At 35.1% G+C, this 20,054-nt stretch carries 19 protein-coding genes and 1 pseudogene; 10 read left to right on the top strand and 10 right to left on the bottom strand.

Going from position 1 to position 20,054, the window contains the following annotated elements:
• Positions 1-20: 20 nt before the first annotated feature.
• Positions 21-884, bottom strand: a complete 864-nt coding sequence (locus ACKXGU_RS00985; protein WP_463466220.1) for a winged helix-turn-helix domain-containing protein — start codon at positions 882-884, stop codon at positions 21-23.
• Between the two features lie 183 nt (positions 885-1,067).
• On the opposite strand from ACKXGU_RS00985, the gene ACKXGU_RS00980 reads away from it, so the two are divergent.
• Together ACKXGU_RS00980 and ACKXGU_RS00975 are read left to right on the top strand one after the other, a co-directional pair.
• Positions 1,068-1,598, top strand: coding sequence for a hypothetical protein (locus tag ACKXGU_RS00980; RefSeq protein ID WP_463466219.1), 531 nt, complete (start codon positions 1,068-1,070; stop codon positions 1,596-1,598).
• A 20-nt stretch (positions 1,599-1,618) separates the two neighbouring features.
• On the top strand, positions 1,619-3,076 hold the full coding sequence (locus ACKXGU_RS00975) for a serine hydrolase (RefSeq protein ID WP_463466218.1): 1,458 nt from the start codon (positions 1,619-1,621) through the stop codon (positions 3,074-3,076).
• 6 nt (positions 3,077-3,082) lie between these two features.
• On the opposite strand, the gene ACKXGU_RS00970 is transcribed toward ACKXGU_RS00975, so the two are convergent.
• The gene (locus ACKXGU_RS00970; RefSeq protein ID WP_463466217.1) at positions 3,083-3,697 is read right to left on the bottom strand and encodes a dioxygenase family protein; all 615 of its coding nucleotides are present in this window, start codon (positions 3,695-3,697) and stop codon (positions 3,083-3,085) included.
• A gap of 272 nt (positions 3,698-3,969) precedes the next feature.
• On the opposite strand from ACKXGU_RS00970, the gene ACKXGU_RS00965 reads away from it, so the two are divergent.
• The 4 genes from ACKXGU_RS00965 (at position 3,970) to ACKXGU_RS00950 (ending at position 6,456) form a co-directional block, all read left to right on the top strand.
• Entirely contained in the window at positions 3,970-4,419 is a 450-nt protein-coding gene (locus ACKXGU_RS00965) for a hypothetical protein (RefSeq protein ID WP_463466216.1), read from the top strand.
• A complete protein-coding gene (locus ACKXGU_RS00960) occupies positions 4,352-4,891 on the top strand; it encodes a peptidoglycan DD-metalloendopeptidase family protein (RefSeq protein WP_463466215.1) in 540 nt (179 codons plus the stop codon). The genes ACKXGU_RS00965 and ACKXGU_RS00960 overlap by 68 nt, the downstream gene beginning before the upstream one ends.
• 200 nt (positions 4,892-5,091) lie before the next feature.
• Complete coding sequence (locus tag ACKXGU_RS00955) at positions 5,092-5,628, top strand: hypothetical protein (RefSeq protein ID WP_463466214.1); 537 nt, start codon at positions 5,092-5,094, stop codon at positions 5,626-5,628.
• Between the two features lie 18 nt (positions 5,629-5,646).
• Entirely contained in the window at positions 5,647-6,456 is an 810-nt protein-coding gene (locus ACKXGU_RS00950; RefSeq protein ID WP_463466213.1) for a hypothetical protein, read from the top strand.
• Between the two features lie 60 nt (positions 6,457-6,516).
• Here the strand turns inward: ACKXGU_RS00950 and arsB are convergent.
• From arsB to ACKXGU_RS00930, 4 genes and pseudogenes are all read right to left on the bottom strand, one after another.
• Positions 6,517-7,546: pseudogene (gene arsB / locus ACKXGU_RS00945) on the bottom strand (ACR3 family arsenite efflux transporter).
• 1 nt (position 7,547) lies between these two features.
• Positions 7,548-8,165, bottom strand: coding sequence for an arsenate-mycothiol transferase ArsC (locus tag ACKXGU_RS00940; RefSeq protein ID WP_463466212.1), 618 nt, complete (start codon positions 8,163-8,165; stop codon positions 7,548-7,550).
• Positions 8,166-8,183: 18 nt separating this feature from the next.
• Positions 8,184-8,651: a DUF6428 family protein gene (locus ACKXGU_RS00935; protein WP_463466211.1), complete on the bottom strand. Its 468-nt coding sequence runs from the start codon at positions 8,649-8,651 to the stop codon at positions 8,184-8,186.
• Positions 8,652-8,700: 49 nt separating this feature from the next.
• On the bottom strand, positions 8,701-9,036 hold the full coding sequence (locus tag ACKXGU_RS00930) for an ArsR/SmtB family transcription factor (protein ID WP_463466210.1): 336 nt from the start codon (positions 9,034-9,036) through the stop codon (positions 8,701-8,703).
• Between the two features lie 135 nt (positions 9,037-9,171).
• On the opposite strand from ACKXGU_RS00930, the gene ACKXGU_RS00925 reads away from it, so the two are divergent.
• From ACKXGU_RS00925 to ACKXGU_RS00910, 4 genes are read left to right on the top strand one after another with little or no spacing between them, the layout of a single operon-like run.
• Positions 9,172-9,843 carry a TetR/AcrR family transcriptional regulator gene (locus ACKXGU_RS00925; RefSeq protein ID WP_463466209.1) on the top strand — a complete coding sequence of 224 codons (672 nt, stop codon included), beginning with the start codon at positions 9,172-9,174 and terminating at the stop codon, positions 9,841-9,843.
• 5 nt (positions 9,844-9,848) lie between these two features.
• The gene (locus ACKXGU_RS00920; protein ID WP_463466208.1) at positions 9,849-11,516 is read left to right on the top strand and encodes a peptidase domain-containing ABC transporter; all 1,668 of its coding nucleotides are present in this window, start codon (positions 9,849-9,851) and stop codon (positions 11,514-11,516) included.
• Between the two features lie 2 nt (positions 11,517-11,518).
• A complete protein-coding gene (locus ACKXGU_RS00915) occupies positions 11,519-12,871 on the top strand; it encodes an HlyD family secretion protein (RefSeq protein ID WP_463466207.1) in 1,353 nt (450 codons plus the stop codon).
• A gap of 4 nt (positions 12,872-12,875) precedes the next feature.
• Entirely contained in the window at positions 12,876-14,273 is a 1,398-nt protein-coding gene (locus ACKXGU_RS00910; protein WP_463466206.1) for a TolC family protein, read from the top strand.
• On the opposite strand, the gene ACKXGU_RS00905 is transcribed toward ACKXGU_RS00910, so the two are convergent.
• The 4 genes from ACKXGU_RS00905 to ACKXGU_RS00890 all read right to left on the bottom strand — a co-directional run bounded on the left by ACKXGU_RS00905 (position 14,245) and on the right by ACKXGU_RS00890 (position 20,019).
• Positions 14,245-15,180 carry an EamA family transporter gene (locus ACKXGU_RS00905; protein ID WP_463466205.1) on the bottom strand — a complete coding sequence of 312 codons (936 nt, stop codon included), beginning with the start codon at positions 15,178-15,180 and terminating at the stop codon, positions 14,245-14,247. The two genes, ACKXGU_RS00910 and ACKXGU_RS00905, sit on opposite strands and share 29 nt — an antisense overlap.
• A 10-nt stretch (positions 15,181-15,190) precedes the next feature.
• Positions 15,191-16,414 (bottom strand): class I SAM-dependent rRNA methyltransferase, encoded by a 1,224-nt coding sequence (locus tag ACKXGU_RS00900; protein ID WP_463466204.1) that lies wholly within the window; start codon positions 16,412-16,414, stop codon positions 15,191-15,193.
• Between the two features lie 16 nt (positions 16,415-16,430).
• Positions 16,431-17,111: a hypothetical protein gene (locus ACKXGU_RS00895; protein WP_463466203.1), complete on the bottom strand. Its 681-nt coding sequence runs from the start codon at positions 17,109-17,111 to the stop codon at positions 16,431-16,433.
• 67 nt (positions 17,112-17,178) lie between these two features.
• Positions 17,179-20,019 carry a M16 family metallopeptidase gene (locus ACKXGU_RS00890; RefSeq protein WP_463466202.1) on the bottom strand — a complete coding sequence of 947 codons (2,841 nt, stop codon included), beginning with the start codon at positions 20,017-20,019 and terminating at the stop codon, positions 17,179-17,181.
• Positions 20,020-20,054: the final 35 nt, after the last annotated feature.

Genomic DNA, 20,054 nt, shown 5'->3' with positions numbered 1-20,054 from the left:
TTTAGGTAAATATAAACAAATTACTGGTTGACTTCCAGCTTATAGCCTACACCATGGACATTGGTTAACTTAATGGACTTATCACTTTTAAGTTTCTTACGGAGTTTGGAAATATAGGTATCTAAACTGCGTCCTACAAACACACCGTTATCTTCCCAAACTGTTTTGGTGAGTTCATCGCGTTTAATTATTTGATTGGGGCGTTCTACAAACAATGCTAATATTTCACATTCCTTTTTAGATAGGTTAATTTCAGTGGCTTGCTTGACCAGTTTATTTTGTTCTGGATAAAAATAAAAGCTTCCAAGTTCCAAGTGGTCACCTGTGGACTGTGCTTTTATAGCGGTTGTTTTGTTATTGAAAAAGCCGAATGCCATCAGTATAAAACCCAGTACTAATAATAAGTACCATAAATAGCTGTTACTTTCTGCCATTTGTGCAGCTGTAAAAAGCACTGTAATGGTATAGCAATTACTGGGCAAGTCCCGACCGCGACAAGGAATCACATCTGTATCGATACTTTTCTTCATATCAAAGCTATAAGCCACTTCATTATCTATACACTGCAACACTTCGGTAAGATAGTCATTGGGGAGTTCCGTTTTTTTCAAACTCCTATCCAATATACTAACCAGACTGTCGGGCTCTATTTTAAGGGGTCTTTCAAAAGACAATTCATATTTAAATGGTTCCAGCTCTTTTATAGGCAAAATGAGCGAGGTAGAATCCTGATTGGCCAACAGCAATTGATTGCCAGCATCACGCAACGCTATTTTAACCTTTTCAGGAAAATTATCGGTGTGAGATTCGGGACGTAGTAGATTAATTACTGATATGATGGCCAAAAGCAATCCAACAGTACTATAAATAATTTTTTTATTCATAACAGGTGTAAATTACACACATTTTTAGGACTTTTTGAAACTGTTTGCACTTCTTTTACATTTTTTTGACACTTTAAACACTTGATAGCCCTAGTTTTATGATGAATTAAAAAAACGAACATTATGACTAGATTTATTTTAACCCTTTGCCTACTCACTATGTTGAGTTGCCAAAACCAGTCAATGACTTCACAGGATTTGGCTTTAGCTATGACTGACACCAAGAATGACGCGGTGCTGACCTGCAAAAAAGGACCTCTTGAATACTCTTTGTTTGATCAACCCGATTTAAACCGGGAACTTTTCGCTGTGGCGTTTCGCGCCGAAGCACAAAGTCATTCCCTTTATAATTTAATTGTGGATATGCGCTTGAAAGATGGAGGACACTTTGTATCACCTAATGCTACCGGTGAATTCTCCGGTAAATTTACTATGATAATAGATGATACGGATGCCTTTGAAGTCATTGGAAAGCTCATTGAAAACCCATTAACTAAAGAGGAGATAGATTTGCATCCTTTTATTAATGGTCCTGTAAACTGGGTTCGTGAAAACACCACTTACACCCAACAAATTCAATTGAATACCGAAAACTCATTTGAAGTTCATGGTTATATTCAATTCACCATTGAACCTGCGTGTACTTTAGAAAAGATCCCATTTATAATCAAGCAGAACGATGGTGTTCTGAAATTTGAATTCTTTGGTTGTTAAGCTGAAATAATTACTTACTTATGATTAAAAAACAATTCATGATGCTCATAGCGATTAGTTTGATTGCTATGAGCTTATCATGCGGTCAGGAAACATCACCAATTTCAGCATCCCATACAAAAGCCCATAAAATTGATTCGTTAGTTGGATTATACGCCGATTATGAAGGATTCAACGGCTCGGTATTGGTAGCCCATGAAGGAACGGTTATTTTTAAAGAAGGTTATGGTTTGGCCAACCGTTCCTGGGAGATTCCGAATACATCAGAAACCAAATTTCAAATTGCTTCACTTACCAAACCGTTTACAGCTACCTTAATTATGCAATTGATTGCTGAAGGTAAATTGGATTTACATGAACCCATTTCTAATTATTTACCTGAATATAACCATGCAAACGACATTACTATTCACCATTTACTAACACATTCGTCGGGCATATCTCGAGATTTTAAAAATGTCAGTGATAGTAATAACCCCAAAGACATAGTGAGTGATATATTGGCCATGCCATTAGAATTCCTAGTTGGAGAAAAATTTGAATACAGCAATGCTGGCTACGATATCTTGGGTTACCTAGTTGAAACTGTGACTGGATTAACCTATGAGGAAGCCTTACAAGAACGGATATTTAATCCATTGGGAATGGAAAGCTCGGGTTACTTTAGGAATAGACCTATAATTAAAAATATGGCTTCAGGTTACTATAAAGGCTTTGGAGATTATTTTAATATTGAACTTTCCAATAAATCAACAGCTTATGCCTCCGGAGGTTTATATGCCACAGTCGAAGATTTATTTCTATTTAATCAGGCGTTGCATGATGGGACATTACTGTCCGAAGAACAATTAAAGGTTATGTTTGACAAGCAGATACCAGACTCGGGATATAGCGGTTATTATGGATATGGCTGGGAACTTTTGGAAAAACCGATAGGCAATACGGGAAAACTAATTGAAACTATTGGACATAGTGGTGCCATTGATGGATTTTGCGCTTTGTATACGTATATTCCCTCAAGTCAAACAACCATTATTTTTTTGAATAATACGCGACGTGCTTTTTTGAACAATATGACAACAGCCATTACAGGCATCTTGTATGATGAGCCTTATGACTTTCCTAAAATGCCTTTAGCCAAGTTTCTAACGGAAACCATCGACCAAAATGGTATTGAAGCGGGCATTTCATTTTTTAAACGGAATCGAGATAATACCGATTATTATTTAAGTGAACAAGAATTAATCGTTGCAGGTTATCGGTATTTAGAAGTAGGTCAAGCCAGTATTGCAGCCAAAGTATTCGAATTGAGTATTGATGCGTTTCCTGAAAAAGATAATCCTTATGACAGTTATGCTGAAGCGCTTATGACTTTAGGAAGAAATCAAGAGGCTAAAGAAAACTATAAAAAGTCTTTAGAACTTAATCCGAATAATCGCAACGCTGTCGCCATGCTCAAAAAGTTGGAAAATCTTTAAATATTACTAGTTATCAGCTTTCAAAATGATGTCGTGGTTAGCCACGTGCAAATCACCTTTTTTAGGAGTTGACAGGATGTTATTGATACCCTTTTTTGCAAGACGTTTACGGCAGATTTTCGATAAAAATGGATCATCTTCAAACAGGAATCCATTTAAAGCATAATCCGCTTTACCAGCTTCTTTAACTTCTAGGTGAATATGGCGCTTTTCTTTACTATGAGGATATGAGCCAGGGAAAAATGTATAAAAAGTATATTGACCATCAGCATCCGTTTTTATCCAACCTCTGTGATTGACATATCGCTTGTGATTATCGGTTTTCATATCGTAGTATCCATTGGCATCTTGGTGCCAGATATACAGAATGACATCTTTGGCTGGTGTGACACCATCACTTTGGTAAACAGTACCCGTAATTTTTAATTTGGATTCTTGACTTTCGAAATCTGGAATCGTATCCGTATTACTTAACATTTCAGCATCGTAGTCATAGATTGGGTTTCTTGTTAGGTAATCAAATGGAACTTCTTCTAAAACATTAGCAGAATCTTGGGCATTGAGCGTATGAAAAGCTAAAGAAACAAGTATACATACTAAAAGGCGAATAAGATTTTTCATGGTACAGTAGGTTTTAAATTCATGTAAAACTATGTCATCCAACTTGTTATGTGATAAAAAACCTTATGAACACATAATATTTTCGTTAAATAGAAAACAGAAGTCAAAATCATCGATAAAATACGTGCTGGCAAAAGATTGTTAAAATTTTAAAAAACCCTAAACTCTAACAGTATTTTAACACCCTTTATCGAATTTTTTATTATTTTCGTCGACTAAAAATTAAATCAACCAAGAATCATCATCAATCAAATTAAAAAGATTAATAGCAAATGAAATCATTATTTAGCCTACTGTTCATAGGTTTTGCGCTATCCGGATTTGCCCAAAGTAGCCCAGAACTAAAACAAGCTCATAAAATATTGGACCTTTTTGAAGATATGGATATTGAGCCAATGGATGTTAATGTTGATTACAATCAACACATTGCTGCTTACGATATCACAGCTGAAAACTGGGATACTGAAAATGTTAAGATTGACTATGATAATCCAGTTGATTTTCCACTTCAACTCTCATTTCAAGATTCGGTTTATGTTTCACCAATAGGAAGAGACAAAGTCATTACTTCACGTTTTGGTTGGCGTTGGGGTCGTGCTCATAGAGGTATTGACATTGATTTAATTACGGGTGATAGTTTATATGCCATGTTTGATGGTATTGTACGTTTTGCAAATTATTCTTCAGGACACGGCCGTACTGTGGTTGTTAGAACATTATAATGGATTAGAAACCTTATATGCCCATTTATCGAGTTATGGTGTTAAAGCCAATGATACTGTTAAAGCAGGTGATTTTTTGGGTAAAGGTGGCCGTTCAGGGAATGCACGTGGTAGCCATTTACATTTAGAGATGACCTATCGAGGTGTTCATATCAATCCAGAGTACCTCTTAAAGTTTGATGAACATAATGATGTTAATGCTTCGGAACTCTGGGTTACTAAAAAATGGACCCGACCTGAATTACATAGTAGCAAGCGCAAAAGTAAATTGGATTTACTGACTACTGAAGAGGAATTGGAAGCTTATCTGGAAAGACCAACAGAAGTATATGTTGTGCGCAAAGGAGATACCTTATCCAGAATTTCTGCTCGAAATAATGTGAGTATTGCGGCCTTGTGTCAAACCAATCACATTCGTAAAAACGCGACGCTTCGTATTGGACAAAAACTTGTCATTGAGAAAACCCTTTAATTACTATTCATAGCCCTTCGATATTGCTAAAAAGAGTGATTAATTAATTTGATTTGTTTTCAGCGCTCATTACTTTTTGTTGCATATCAAAATGAATAGATATGTAATAAGTTTTAATTGTCTGTTTTTCAAAAAATATATTGTAAAAATGTTGTAAATTAGTGGAAACCAAATTTCTATTAATCAATTATTTTTAAATTATGAAAAACACTCATTTCAAAAGTACTTTAGCAATACTACTTTTCTTTGTTGTATTCAGTACGCAGGCCCAAAACACTCCAAGTGACTTAAAAGATTTAGTTGGCATGAAAGCAGCTTATCTTGATGATAATCTGTCCGACAAAGGTTATAAGTTTATCAAAAATGAAAAAAGCGATACAAATAGTTATAGCTACTATTGGAACAGTAGTAAAGGCAAGTGCATCACTACCAGAACCAATAACGGAAGGGTTGCTTCAATAGTTAGTACACTACCTGCTGATTGTGGTAAAGGCGGAGGTCATGATGATCATCATTCAGGTAATCATGGAGGTTTTGATATTAATGAATTAAAAGGCATGAAATCCAAAGCAGGTTATGCCAGTTTGGAGCAACATGGCTATGATAACACAAAAACGTTCCAAGAAGATGATGTCACTTACAAGCTTTGGTATAACAGCAAAAAAGACCATTGTGTTAAAACTTACAGTAAGAATTACTACATAGCAAGAATTGAAAACTCTCATAACTGTAAATAAACCAAAAATCAATAAGTCATGAAAACATTACATCTTAAAATAGTTTTTACCTTACTCCTCTGTATAGGTTTTACTAGTCTTCAAGCACAAGATACGCCAAGAGATTTATCATCATTGGTGGACATGCGAGCCAGCTCGTTAGATTACCAAATGAATGAAAAAGGTTATACACACATTAAAACAGATAAGAGCACTGCTGGTAGCTATGGCTATTGGTGGAGTAATTCAAAAAAGAAATGTGTAGTTACTCGTGTTAGTGATGGACGTGTAAAGTCTGTTGTTTCTTCTTTACCCGCAGATTGTGGAAAATCTGCTAGTTCAGGTGGCCGTAGTTACAATTATAACGATTATGGTTATAATAGTAATTATAGAAATGATGATGAAAAACAATCTTATAGAAGAGGTTACCATGATGGTAAGCGAAATTTAAGGAGAAACGAAAATTATTCTTCTGAAATTCAAATAAACGCTTACAATAAAGGTTATAATGATGGTAAAGCCGATAAACGCATGGATAGTTATTATGCCGGCGGTTATGAGAATGTTTACCACAACGACAATCATAATTATCATAACTATAACAATCATCATTACTCAAGTAATCAGAATAATTCATCCAAATGGTATAATTTCAGTAGTTTGAAGGGTATGAAAGCTAAAGCAGCATATGCTAATTTAGAACAACATGGTTTTGCTAATACCAAAACCTTTCAAGAAGATGGAGTGACCTACAAATTGTGGTGGGATAGTAAACGTGAACAATGTATAAAAACTTACAGTAAGGATTACTATTTAGCTAGAATAGAAAACTCACATAATTGTGAGTAGTCTCATAAAGATTAAATTTTTATTCATAAGAAGCGCAACCTCAATTAGGTTGCGCTTTTTTTAATTGTAATATTTTCTTCGCAACCAAAAAGCTACCCTTACCAAAAGTATTAAGGCAGGAACTTCAACCAATGGGCCAATGACTCCTGTAAAGGCCTGACCAGAGTTCAGTCCAAAAACCGCAATGGCGACGGCAATAGCCAATTCAAAATTGTTTCCTGCTGCCGTAAAGGCAACAGCTGCTGTTTTGTCATACTCCCCTCCCATTGCTTTGGTAAAAAAGAAACCTATAATGAACATGACCGTAAAGTAAATCAACAGAGGCACAGCAATTAATAGTACATCCATTGGGATGTTCACAATAAGTTCCCCTTTTAATGAAAACATGACCACAATAGTGAATAAAAGAGCCACTAGAGTTAATGGCGAAATGGCCGGTATAAAGGAGTTGTTGTACCAATGATTTCCTTTCATTTTCACTAAAACAAGACGACTAACCATGCCTAATAAAAAAGGAATACCCAGGTAAATGGCCACGCTTTCAGCAATAGTTTCAATGGATATGTCGACTATCGCACCTTCATAACCGAAAAGAGGTGGTAATTTGGTGATAAATAACCAGGCATAAAAACTTATAGGCAAATACCTGAAAAATACTATTGAGTGCTACTAATCCTGCACCATATTCACTGCTACCCTCCGCAAGGTCATTCCATACCAATACCATAGCAATACATCTTGCCAAGCCAATTAAAATTAAGCCAACCATATATTCTGGGTAATCACCTAAAAAAATTAGTGCTAGGACGAACATGAGAATTGGTCCTATAATCCAATTGAGGATTAATGAAATGGATAGTATTTTGACATTTTTAAATACTTTGGGCAAGAGGCCGTAATCGACTTTTGCCAATGGTGGATACATCATAACAATCAACCCGATAGCAATAGGAATATTGGTAGAACCTGAAGCCACAGAGTTTATAATATTTGGCAAGGCGGGAATAAAATAACCCAGTCCTACGCCTACTATCATAGCCAAAAAAATCCAAAGGGTCAGATTTCTATTTAAAAAACTTAATTTCTTCATATTATAAATTCACTCGTATTTGCGAGAACACATATTTAAGTTCTGTTGCAATCTGAAGACTACGCTCCATATATTTCTCCATTTGTTGCGCAGTGTCGTCAAAGGCCTTTGGGTCGTCATAGGTTATGGTAATTCGCTTTTCAGCACCCAATACAAAGGGACAGCCTTCATCGGCCTGTGAACAGGTCATTATGGCAGCAAACTGATTCTTCGGATTAAAGGTATTATCGTAACGTTTGGAAAAACCGATAATGGGATTTTCATTTTCTGAATGTTTAATCGCATAAACGGGATTCTCTCCTATTGACAATTCTTGAATTTGAAAACCAGTCTGTTTTAATGTTTCTGTAACTGCAGGATATAAAGCCGTGGCTTCTGTTCCTCCAGAATAACAGGCAACATTTTTCAAATGATAATATGATGCCATGGTTTGAGCCCATATTTGCGACAAGTGACTTCTTCTGGAATTATGTGTACAGATAAAGTTTAAACGTATTTCTTGATTGATATCCACTTTGTCTTGAATAAAATCCATTAAAGATTTTAATATTAATTGACGTTCTTTTGGAATAGAGTCGGTGTCTAATTCCTCTATAGTGGCTAATAATTTTGTGTACATGAACAATCTAAAATGAATTTAACAGCAATTACCATCGGGAGAACAACAAGGTTCGTTTTGTAGTTCAGACAATCGCACTTTGGGTTTACTTTTAGGTATGCCACAGTTGTCTTTAGCAAGACAATCAGTATGTTTTGAAGTCAATAGGAAATTAATTCCATCAAATTCCAAAGCAAATTTCTGAATAGTCTCCCCTTGGTATTCCACTTCAATTTCAGAATCGTTCAGTCCTAATGTTTTTTCTGATAAATTAATAATATGTACAAGCTTTTCAGGGTGTAAACGATGATTATAATCATTGGCATTCCAGAGTTGAAAATTAATGACTTCTTCCTCCCTGACTGTACCACCACAGTCAATAAAATGCTTATTGATTTTACCTATTTCTGTCACATGAAAATGACTGGGAACTAAAGACCCATTGGGTAGTTTAAACGAAATGGTTTCCAATTGTGACAAATGTTTTTTTATTTCTGATAGTTTCATGATAATAATTATTTAATTGTAATATACCGATTAATAAGATTAAATTTTTTTAACAGCAATCATTTTGAGATTTAGAAGTATCCATATCCAAGAAACTCTTCAGTATCTCTTTAATGCGATGCCATTTGTTTTGATCAATACAATAACAAACGCTTGTCCCTTCTACGGTGCCTTGAATAATACCTAATTGCTTTAACTCCTTTAAATGCTGTGATATGGTGGGTTGTGCCAAACCAATTTCATCTACTAAATCCCCGCAAACACATGCATTTATTTTAAACAAATGTTGAATAATAGCGACACGTGCTGGATGCCCCATAGCTTTCGCTATTAAAGCAATCTCATTTTGAGTTTCAGTGAATATTTCAGATTTCGTTATACCCATAATTCATTTATATATTGCAATATTACGATAAATATAAATTCTGACCTTACCTTTTATCAAAATCTTTATTAAATAAAAGTTAATATTTCTTTTTTAATAGTATTACTATTATATTTGCAATTAAAATAATATAACATGGATAAGCTGTTTTCAAATATTAAAATTGTTGTTCCCGAAAAAATTTACCTTAAAGACCCTGAAACATCGGAATTGGGCAAGCGCATCATTAAGCACAGTATTATCTTAATTGATGAGATTGGATTTGATGATTTTACTTTCAAAAAATTAGGGAGTCAAATCAAATCAAATGAAAGCTCTATTTATAGGTACTTTGAGAGTAAACATAAACTGCTACTCTATTTATCATCTTGGTATTGGGGATGGCTGGAATACAAATTGGTATTTGAAACCAATAATATTTCAGACACTAAAGAAAAGTTACAAAAAGCTATTGAGGTACTAACCAGAACTGTTACGGAAGACACCACATTTACCCATATCAACGAGATTGTTCTCCATAGAATTATCATTAATGAAAACTCGAAATCATTTTTGACCAAGCAAGTGGATCAGGAAAATCAAGAGGGTTATTTTGTGGCCTATAAACGTATCATATCCAGACTCAATGATATTATACTGTCTATAAATCCTAATTATCAATATCCGTTAAGTCTGGCCAGTAACATTACGGAAGGTGCTTTATATCAGCATTTTTTGAAGGATCATTTTTCATCATTGACCAATATTAGCAAAACAAGTTCACCTTCAAAATTCTTTGTTGAATTAACACTTAAAGCGATACAATAAATACTATGAAAAATAAAAACTTAACCCCTTGGAACCGTTTTCTGGGACTACTGCAATTGGACCGAAAAGATATTTTTCAAATATTTTATTATGCTATCTTTTCAGGGATTGTTGGATTGTCTTTACCCCTAGGAATCCAAGCTATCATTAATTTGATTCAAGGTGCCCAAGTCTCAACATCCTGGATTGTTTTGGTCATTTTGGTCACTTTAGGCGTGGTGTTTTCAGGGGCCTTACAATTGATGCAACTGCGTATTATTGAAACCATCCAACAGCGCATATTTACCAGAGCTTCTTTTGAATTTAGTTATCGATTTCCTAAAATAAGAATGACTGAATTACGCGATTATTATCCGCCTGAATTAGCCAATAGATTTTTTGACACATTAACCATTCAAAAGAGTCTGTCGAAAATTCTAATTGATGTACCAGCGGCATTATTGCAAATTTTGTTTGCCTTAATCTTGCTATCATTCTATCATCCGTTTTTTATTGTATTCGGACTTTTTCTTTTACTATTGGTTTACATCGTATTTAAGTTTACGGCCAGAAAAGGTTTAGAGACCAGTTTAGAGGAATCTAAACATAAATACATGGTAGCACACTGGATTCAGGAAGTTGCTAGAACTGTCGTTAGTTTTAAATTATCTGGTAATACGAGTTTAGCAGTTACAAAAAACGACACCTATGTTTCAGATTACTTAAAAGCCAGAGAAAGTCACTTTAGGGTATTGATAACACAATTTATTCAAATGGTTGGCTTTAAAGTTATTGTAACAGCCGGTCTTTTGACTATTGGTGGGGCACTTGTACTGAATCAAGAAATGAATATTGGTCAATTTGTAGCTGCGGAAATTATTATTCTATTGGTTATTGCTTCAGTTGAAAAACTGATTCTGGGGTTGGAATCTTTTTATGATGCCCTAACGTCCCTTGAAAAATTGGGTCAAGTCGTGGATAAATCCATGGAGTCACAAGAAGGTGAAAAACCAGTCCTTGATGATGGCTTTACTATTGAAATTGATCAGGTATGTTACCGTGTTAAAAACAGAGAACAACCAATTTTAAATGATATTAATATCACCATTAAACCCAAAAGTAGAATTTTGGTTAGAGGTGAAAGTAGTTCAGGTAAATCTACCCTACTCCGTTTAATATCGGGGATTATCAAGCCAACAACTGGAAAAGTTATTGTTAATAACCAATCTTTAAAAAGTATTAACCTGAATCATTATCGATCGCATTTAGGCATGTCGTTGTCTGAAGAAACCCCATTTATTGGGACCATACGCGAAAACATCACGTTTGGTAATCCAAACATTTCTGACAAAACCATTTATTGGGCATTGGATCAAGTTGGATTATCAAATTTTATCAAGGAGCAGGATCATGGCTTGCAAACCATTTTACACCCTGAAGGCAGGCAAATGTCTTATACAACGTCTAAAAAAATCATATTAGCTAGGGCTATTGTTAACAGGCCTAAAGTATTAATATTAGAGGATCCTTTAGATCAGTTTAGTCAATCAGAAACGACAAAAATCATTGATTTTTTGACTGCTGCAGAAAATCCTTGGTCATTGATTGTTGTTAGTAGAAATGACGAGTGGAAAAAAGGTTGTAACCAGATTATTGAGTTAGCAAACGGAAATATTAAAAGTAACACCAAGTAGTCATGTTAAATATATCCAAGAACGAATTAAATAAAAAAATACCATTAACTGATTTTCAATCAGGTAAAATGGTATTGGATAAAAACTATTTCAAAATTTTAAACAGGTTTTTAATTGCTTTTTCTGTTATTCTCATTATCATTTTGTTCTTACCGTGGACGCAAAATATAACAGCTCAAGGACAAGTGACCACATTAAAGCCAAATCAGAGACCGCAAACTATCCAATCACAAATACCTGGTCGCATTGAAGAATGGTTTGTTCAAGAAGGGGATTACGTCAATAAAGGAGATACAATATTAAGAATTTCAGAAGTCAAAAGTGAATATTTTGATGAGCGTTTAGTGGAGCGTACAGGTGATCAAATCAATGCTAAGACTTCTTCAGTCTCCGCTTATGAAGGCAAAGTTGAAGCTTTAAATAGACAGATTATTGCCTTAAAACAGGAGCAGCAACTAAAACTAAAGCAAGCTGAAAACAAATTGTTGCAAGCCAAACTCAAGGTAAAAAGTGATAGTATTGATTTTAAAGCGGCTAACACGAATTTAGAAATCGCTGAACGTCAATACAACCGAACACTAACACTACAAGAAGAGGGTTTAAAGGCTGTTAAGGATGTTGAAGAAAAACGCCTAATACTGCAAGAAAATCAAGCCAAATTGATTTCGCAGGAAAACAAATTGTTGGCGAGTATCAACGATGTTTTTAATGCTGAAATGGAAATAACCCGTACGCGTGCAGAATATTCTGATAAAATTTCAAAAGCAGAAAGCGATAAGTTTACCGCACAGTCTAATCAATTTGATGCTCAAGCACAAGTAACCAAATTGGAAAATAACTACACTAATTATAAAAAGCGAAATGATTTGCTTTATGTAACGGCTCCCCAAAATGGTTACATTAATAAAGCGTTGCGCGGTGGAATTGGTGTGACCTTTAAAGAAGGTGAAGAATTGGTTGGCATTATGCCTGCTGAATTTGAATTAGCTGTAGAGACTTACGTCAGACCTATTGATTTGCCGCTACTTCATATTGGTGAAAAGGTTCGTGTACAGTTTGATGGTTGGCCTGCCATTGTTTTTAGTGGTTGGCCCAATGCCTCTTATGGTACTTATGGTGCCCAAATTGTCGCTATTGAAAATTTCATTAGTACTAACGGCAAATACCGTGTCTTATTGGCGCCAGATGAAACAGATTATAAATGGCCAGAAGGCATTCGGGTTGGTTCTGGCGCAAGAACTATAGCCTTATTGAATGATGTGCCAATATGGTATGAAATATGGAGACAATTAAACAGTTTCCCTGCCGAATATTATACACCTCAAATAAATGGATCAGAAGATAAAAGCAAATAGAATTATGAAGTATTTCTTAACAGGATTGTTTTTTTCATTCTGTAGCTTGACTTTTCCACAACAAGCAACAGATAGCATCATGAGCTTGTCCGAATACCTTGGGTTTGTAAAATCATTTCACCCCATTGTTAAGCAAGCCAATCTGATGGTTGATGAGAGCGAATTAAAACTTTTGAAATCGCGTGGTGCCTTTGACCCAAAATTGGAAGTGGATTACAATCGGAAAAAATTCAAAAACACGGAATATTACGATAAATTGAACGCTACTTTCAAAATACCAACCTGGTATGGCGTTGAGTTTAAAGGTGCTTTTGAAGAAAATGAAGGAGTTTATTTGAATCCAGAGGCCAACATTCCTGAAGAAGGTTTATATAGTGTTGGTGTTTCTATTGACATTGCCAAAGGCTTAATTATGAATGAGCGCATGTCTATGTTAAGACAAGCTAAATTATTTACTCAACAAGCAGCCATGGATCGGCAATTATTGGTAAATGATATACTATATCAAGCTTCAGTCACGTATTTTAATTGGTTAAGAGCCTACAATGAAAAAGAGGTTTACCAGGAATTTGTTGAAAATGCCAATCTACGGTTTGAAGGGGTCAAAAAAAGCTATGAAGTTGGTGAACGCGCAGCGATTGACACTACAGAAGCACGTATAGCCTTAAATAACAGACGTTTGAGTTTTGAAAAAGCCCGAATTAATTACGTTAAAGCTACTTTGGATTTATCCAATTATTTGTGGTTAGAAAACAATGTGCCCATTGAATTACAAGATAATATCCTTCCCGATACCAATACCTCCTTAAACATTGATACGGTTTTTAATACGTCTGAATTTGACTTGGCTGGTTTTGACATCAATACACATCCCAAAATACTATCGCTAGAATATAAATACGAAGGTTTGGATATCAACAGACGTCTAGCTGCAAACAATTTATTGCCTCGAATAAACCTAGAATATAATTTTCTGTCGCAAACACCTGACGTCATTAATTCGTTTAACAGCAGTAATTATAAGAGCGGTCTTAATGTGAGTTTACCATTGTTTTTAAGGAAGGAGCGTGCTGACTTGAAACTAGCTAAACTTAAAATGCAAGACACGGAATTTCAGATGGAATCAACAAAAGTTACCCTTAAAAATAAGATTTCAGCAATCAATCAAGAAATAAACTCATTTGTCGTTCAGAATGAATTTAACACCAATATTGTTACAGATTATGAGACCTTATTATCAGCAGAGGAGCGCAAATTTTTCATAGGGGAAAGCTCAATATTTTTAGTAAATAGCCGAGAATCAAAACTTATAGACGCTAAATTAAAAGCTATAGATCTAGAATATAAATTTTTCGAAACCAAGGCGAAACTATTTAATATTTTATCCGTTTTGCCAATTTAGTTTTTTTTAGAATACTTGTCTTTCTAGAATTGATAAAATATACACCGAGCAGTAAAACAACTGCTGCTATAATGGATTGTATCGTAATTGTTTCGTTCAGAAAATACCATCCGAGAATCAGCGCAATAACGGGATTGACATAGGCAGAAGTAGACACTTTTTCAGTAGAAACCACTTTTAGTAAATAATTAAAAGCTGTAAAAGCAACGATACTACCAAAAATAACCAAAAGAACCATGGACGTTTGAACTTTAAAACTCCAAAATTCAGGTATTGTCCAAGTTTCATTCAGAGCAAAGCTCAACATCAAAAGCATCAGACCACCAAAAATCATTTGGTAAGCGGTACTAACAAAAAAATTGGATGGCAAATCGGCTTTCGAAACAAAAATACTACCATAGCTCCAACTTAAAACTGCCGATAAAATCATCAATATGCCAATGATGCTATTGCTGTTTAAATCCAATCCGTCTTGATAGACTAATAAAAACATCCCCAATATTCCCAAAAAGACCCCTAAAATGGATTTAGCTGCCATTTTAACTCCATACAGTAAGCGCATTAATAAAATAACGAACAAGGGTTGTGTTGCTGCCTCTAATGCTGCAAATCCACTGTCGACATACTTAAGAGCCCAAACAAAAATGCCATTTCCATAAGTCAGAAATAAAAACCCTGCAATGGCTGAATTGAGTATTTGTTTTTTGCTGATTTTAAGATTGAGTTTTAGAATAAGGGCGATAATAATTACCAGTAAACCTGCACTTATAAATCGATAGGCTGCCAGCAACAAGGGAGCAATTTCAGAAACAGCTATTTTGTTAAATAAATAGGTAGAACCCCAAATCACATAAATAGCAAAGAAGGACAGAATGATGAGTAGTTTATATCTTGGAATTTGTTTCATGCTTAAATAGTTAATCCAATCTATAATACCCACATTTCAGATAAGCGCCTTCTGGAAAACCAATGGGATGATCGTCATCATGTTGGGTTTTTAAAATCACTTTAAACGGGCGATTAGTCGCCTGTAACACTTGCTGATTAATATCAAAAAACGAATCAGCTCTCACTCGAGACGAACAAGACGCCAAAACCAAAAGCCCTTTTCTTGCAGTGAGCTTCTCCCCAAGTTTAGCCAACTGTGCATATTTCTTTTTAGCCAATGCTATTTCAGATTGCTGTTTGGCAAAGCTTGGTGGATCTATGACGACCACATCATAAGTCCTTTCTTCACGAATGAGTTTTTCCATTTCTTCAAACGCATCACCACAAATAATATGGTGCTTTCCAGAATAGTCATTGCGTTTACCATTTTCTAGGGCGATTGCTAAAGCCTGCTGGCTAATATCTAAACTAGTGACTTCTTTTGCTTGATTAGCCAATGCATGAACCGAAAAACCGCCTGCATAAGCAAAAACATCCAACACCGTTTTACCTTTGCTTAACTCACCTACCCGCTTTCGGTTATGTCTATGATCTAAAAAATAACCCGTTTTATGTCCTTTAATAACATTAGCAGAGAAATGTACACCATGTTCAACAAATTGGACGACTTCATGATCTAATGTACCATAAATGACTTGTCCATCTGAAAATTCAGAATGAGATTGTTGCAAATTTCTGCTTAAGCGTAAAACAACCGTTTCTGCTTTGGAAACAGTAATCAAGCTTGATAGAATGACTTTTAGATAGGGAAACCAAATTTCAGAATATAGTTTCACCACCAATACATTAGCATAAACATCTGCTATCAGACCGGGAAAACTATCATTTTCACCAAAAATCAATCGATAACTATTGGTGTTGGTTTTTAATAAATGTACTCGTTTGGAATAAGCATTTTGAATAGCATTTCTAAAAAAGACTTCGTCAATTTTTTGAGAACCACCATGATGCAACATTTTGATGCGAATTGGTGACGATTTATCCAACAAGCCAATGCCTATAACAGCATCATCGCGCTTTCTAAAAATGATACAGATATCACCTGATTGCCCCTCTTTGTTCTGTTTAATAATACTGTTTTCAAATACCCACGGATGCCCTTGTAACACAATGCGTTCACCATTACTGTTTAGCTTGATAGCCAAACGAGAAATGGGTTTGGTATAGTCTGGAATGTTTAAAGAGTTGGACAATTTTTTTGCTTTTGAATTATAAGTACTTGTTTTCTACAACCTCCCATTCATACATTTCTCCAAATTCAGAAAGTTTTTTAGGCTTGGTTTTTATTTCAATCAATTTTGTGTTCTCCATATCGTTAGATATATGGCCTGTTGTGCAGGTTATAATATTTGCATTAAAATCATAAAGGTCACTACTAAAGTTTCCACTTGCCGCATGAACACCCACACTTTTTGCACTTTTTATTATAAAATCACTTTTATTGAATTCAAAAACATAGGACTGATTAGAGCGTGTAAATTGATAGAAAATTGTTAACAGATTATTTTCAATCGATAATTCAGGATCGATATATGGAGACATATCACCTTCATCTCCTCTGGCTATGAACTTATTATTTTGAACCATCACTTTTGCAGTATTATTTTCATTAATGAGAACCAAGATTATTCTTGGCTTTTGTTTTGATAGCTTACAACTGGGGCATCTTTTTTCAAGAATACTATCCTTTGATTCAAGAACTAACGCATAATCGATAAGGTGGTCATCGTTTAAGTCACCTGTTGCTTTTACAAGTACTTTCCACTGTAAGTTATTATGAATGGATTCTAATGTTTCTCCAATAAAATCAGGATAAATTAAACCATTGTTTTGAGACAATCCTTTACTAAAGATAAAGGCAAATAACAGTATTAGATTTATTTTATTCATAAGTATGTAAAAATAAAAAATGCACAGCAAGAATATCGCTGTGCATTGTAAATTATTTCATTTTCTTTTATTGAGAGACTACGCGATTTCCAAATATATCGAGTTCTATTACTGTTTTTCCTAATTTTTGTACTTCATCCCATTGTGTTGCCTTGTCACCAACAACCACATAAATCATATCATCTTCTGTTAGATATTTTTGGATGATGTTTTTATAATCTTCAACCGTCATAGCGATTAATTCTTCCTGATCCTTTTCTATATAATCTTGCGCATAACCATATTTACTAATATTACGTAAAATGCTCAATTTAGCTCCCAAGCTTTCATAGGCACGTGTATTAGCCTTCAATAATTTTTCTCTGGTTAAGGTGACTTCATCCTCACCAAAACTATCAGCGTAAGTAGCCAACATGTCTTCTATAATCTCTAGGGATTTTAATGTGGCGTTAGCACGAACACTGGAGCGAACGGTGTAAGGTGCTACTTCTAAACTGTTGCCAACACCAGAATATGCACCATAGGTATAGCCTTTTTCAATCCGCAATGTTTGGAATAAACGACCACTGGAACCGCCTCCAATAATTTCATTGGCAAAATCTAGGTTATTGGCGTCGGGATTCGTTGCAGATAGCGCTAGTTTACCAATATTCAACACGGATTGCTTGGAATCAGGAACATCAATAAAAAACAACAGGTCTTTTTGAGCATTGCCATTTATAGTATATTCAGGAATAGCAGCTGCTTCTCCTTTCCAATCATTGAGCGTTGCTAAAACTGATTTTGTTTGTTCTGGAGTGATACTACCAGCTATATGGAATGATGCTTGAGCTGGAACTAAATTAGTGTAATACGTTTTTAAATCATCCATGGTAATATCATTCACTGTATTTAAAGTCCCACTCGCAGGCACCGCAAATGGATGATTATCACCATAGAGAATTTTATCATATACCAATCCTACAATAGCATTTGGATTGGCTTCTCGATCTTTTAAGGCTGTTTCCAAAGCTTGTTTTAATCTTGTAAATTCAGTTTCATCCCAACGAGGCTCCAAAAGGATTTCCTTAACCAAAGAAATTGTCTCATCAAATTTTTTTGTCAGACAAGAACCTGTAATGTGAAAATCTTCATTGGTACTGTACATACTAATGCTAGCACCCAATAAACCTATGGCTTCTTCCAATTCAGCCGGTGTTTTATTGGCAGTGCCTTCCATCATTAAATCACTGACTAAATTAGCAACTCCTGCTTTATTTTCAGGATCCAGTAAATGCCCACCAGGGATGGTGATATCAAATTGTACTAAAGGAATCTCATTGTTTTCAATACCAAACAGTTTCATGCCATTTTCCAATTCAGCAGTCCAGATTTTAGGCGTTGTAAACTTTGGTAAATCTCCAAAAGGAGGCTCGCTTCTATCGTATTTTGATGGTGTTTTTTCATATTCAGCTTCTTCACCTTGACTGACTTCTTCATTGGCAACATTTTGTTTTACCTCTTCAATCCATACTGTGGCTTCTTCAGCATTCGAAACAGCTAAATCCAATTGCCCTTTCGGAACGACGCTGGTCATGACATAGTTTTGACCTTTGATGTACTTATTATAAACGCGCATCACATCGTCTGCTGTAACAGCATTGGTTAACTTGGCTGTTTTTGTAATATAACTTGGGTCTCCACCAAATTCATTATCCATACCCAACTGAAAAGCTTTATTTAATACGGTACTAATGCCTTGATACAGATTTGTTTCCAATTCCGCCTTAATGCGTTTTAAATCGCGTTCATTTACACCATTGGTTTCAAAGCGCTCCAAGCCTTTGTTTATCGCCATTTTAAGGGAATCCAAATTGACATCTGCGTTAGCACGAACTCTAAATATAAATTCGCCAGCTAATTCACTACTAGATTGATATGTGCCAATATTCGGCGCTAATTTTTCCTCTTCAACAACCACTTGATACAAGGGTGACTTTTTGCTACCACTCAATAATTGCCCCAAAATCTGCAAGGCATAGCTATCATTATTATATTCTTCCACGGTTGGGTAAACCATGCGTAATTCTGGTAATTTTGCAAAGTTATCTTCAAAGTACAATGATTTTGTTTCCGATAAAGTAACCGGTTTTGGATTCTGAATTTCAACTTCAGGACCACTTGGAATTTCACCAAACCATTGTTTTACTAAAGCTTTGGTTTCTTCAAAATCAATATCACCAGCAATAACTAATGTCGCATTTGAAGCACCGTAATACCTATTATAAAACTCTTTTACATCATCAATAGTAGCAGCCTGTAAATCAGGAAGCGAACCGATTACAGTCCAGTTATATGGGTGTTCTTCAGGATACAAATTGGATCTGATTATTTCATCGGTATAACCATAAGGCGCATTATCCACACGCTGCCGTTTTTCATTTTTTACCACTTGTTTTTCACGTTCTAGTGCTGCTTTTGTGACCGTATTAATCATGTATCCAAATCTATCGGAGTCAATCCACATGATTTTCTCAAAAGCGTCTTTAGGTACTACTTCATAATACACTGTGTAGTCATTTGAAGTTCCGCCATTTCGACTTCCTCCCCATTCCGGTATCATTTTTCTGTTGGCACCTACGGGAACATTTTCGGAGTCATTAAAGCTCATATGTTCAAAAAAATGCGCGAAACCCGTTTTACCAGGTTTTTCACGATTGGAACCCACATGCATTATGGTTGCAACGGCAACTATCGGGTCACTTTTGTCTTGATGGAGAACAACTTCTAATCCATTCTCTAAAGTAAACTTTTCATAATCTATTGCGAAATCCTTTTCAACAACTTGGGCTTGGGTATTTTCTTTATCGTCCTTACAGGAAATAACAACGAAAGAAAAAGCCAATAAACATAATTTTAAAATACGCATGGTTTAATAATTTTTGATTGAATTAAAACTGAATC

It is taken from the genome of Hanstruepera sp. CR43 (genome assembly GCF_055227665.1).
Note: the sequence above shows the minus strand (reverse complement) of the source record. Positions and strands in the feature narration are given on the sequence as shown.

Excerpts from the sequence above, each read along its gene's own strand:
- ACKXGU_RS00910 (WP_463466206.1), top strand. The coding sequence starts at position 12,876 with ATGAAGTATTTCTTAACAGGATTGTTTTTTTCATTCTGTAGCTTGACT.
- ACKXGU_RS00935 (WP_463466211.1), bottom strand. The coding sequence starts at position 8,651 with ATGAAACTATCAGAAATAAAAAAACATTTGTCACAATTGGAAACCATT.
- ACKXGU_RS00955 (WP_463466214.1), top strand. The coding sequence starts at position 5,092 with ATGAAAAACACTCATTTCAAAAGTACTTTAGCAATACTACTTTTCTTT.
- ACKXGU_RS00890 (WP_463466202.1), bottom strand. The coding sequence starts at position 20,019 with ATGCGTATTTTAAAATTATGTTTATTGGCTTTTTCTTTCGTTGTTATT.
- ACKXGU_RS00970 (WP_463466217.1), bottom strand. The coding sequence starts at position 3,697 with ATGAAAAATCTTATTCGCCTTTTAGTATGTATACTTGTTTCTTTAGCT.
- ACKXGU_RS00915 (WP_463466207.1), top strand. The coding sequence starts at position 11,519 with ATGTTAAATATATCCAAGAACGAATTAAATAAAAAAATACCATTAACT.
- ACKXGU_RS00960 (WP_463466215.1), top strand. The coding sequence starts at position 4,352 with ATGGTATTGTACGTTTTGCAAATTATTCTTCAGGACACGGCCGTACTG.
- ACKXGU_RS00930 (WP_463466210.1), bottom strand. The coding sequence starts at position 9,036 with ATGGGTATAACGAAATCTGAAATATTCACTGAAACTCAAAATGAGATT.
- ACKXGU_RS00985 (WP_463466220.1), bottom strand. The coding sequence starts at position 884 with ATGAATAAAAAAATTATTTATAGTACTGTTGGATTGCTTTTGGCCATC.
- ACKXGU_RS00975 (WP_463466218.1), top strand. The coding sequence starts at position 1,619 with ATGATTAAAAAACAATTCATGATGCTCATAGCGATTAGTTTGATTGCT.
- ACKXGU_RS00980 (WP_463466219.1), top strand. The coding sequence starts at position 1,068 with ATGACTTCACAGGATTTGGCTTTAGCTATGACTGACACCAAGAATGAC.
- ACKXGU_RS00895 (WP_463466203.1), bottom strand. The coding sequence starts at position 17,111 with ATGAATAAAATAAATCTAATACTGTTATTTGCCTTTATCTTTAGTAAA.
- ACKXGU_RS00920 (WP_463466208.1), top strand. The coding sequence starts at position 9,849 with ATGAAAAATAAAAACTTAACCCCTTGGAACCGTTTTCTGGGACTACTG.
- ACKXGU_RS00965 (WP_463466216.1), top strand. The coding sequence starts at position 3,970 with ATGAAATCATTATTTAGCCTACTGTTCATAGGTTTTGCGCTATCCGGA.
- ACKXGU_RS00905 (WP_463466205.1), bottom strand. The coding sequence starts at position 15,180 with ATGAAACAAATTCCAAGATATAAACTACTCATCATTCTGTCCTTCTTT.
- ACKXGU_RS00925 (WP_463466209.1), top strand. The coding sequence starts at position 9,172 with ATGGATAAGCTGTTTTCAAATATTAAAATTGTTGTTCCCGAAAAAATT.
- ACKXGU_RS00950 (WP_463466213.1), top strand. The coding sequence starts at position 5,647 with ATGAAAACATTACATCTTAAAATAGTTTTTACCTTACTCCTCTGTATA.
- ACKXGU_RS00940 (WP_463466212.1), bottom strand. The coding sequence starts at position 8,165 with ATGTACACAAAATTATTAGCCACTATAGAGGAATTAGACACCGACTCT.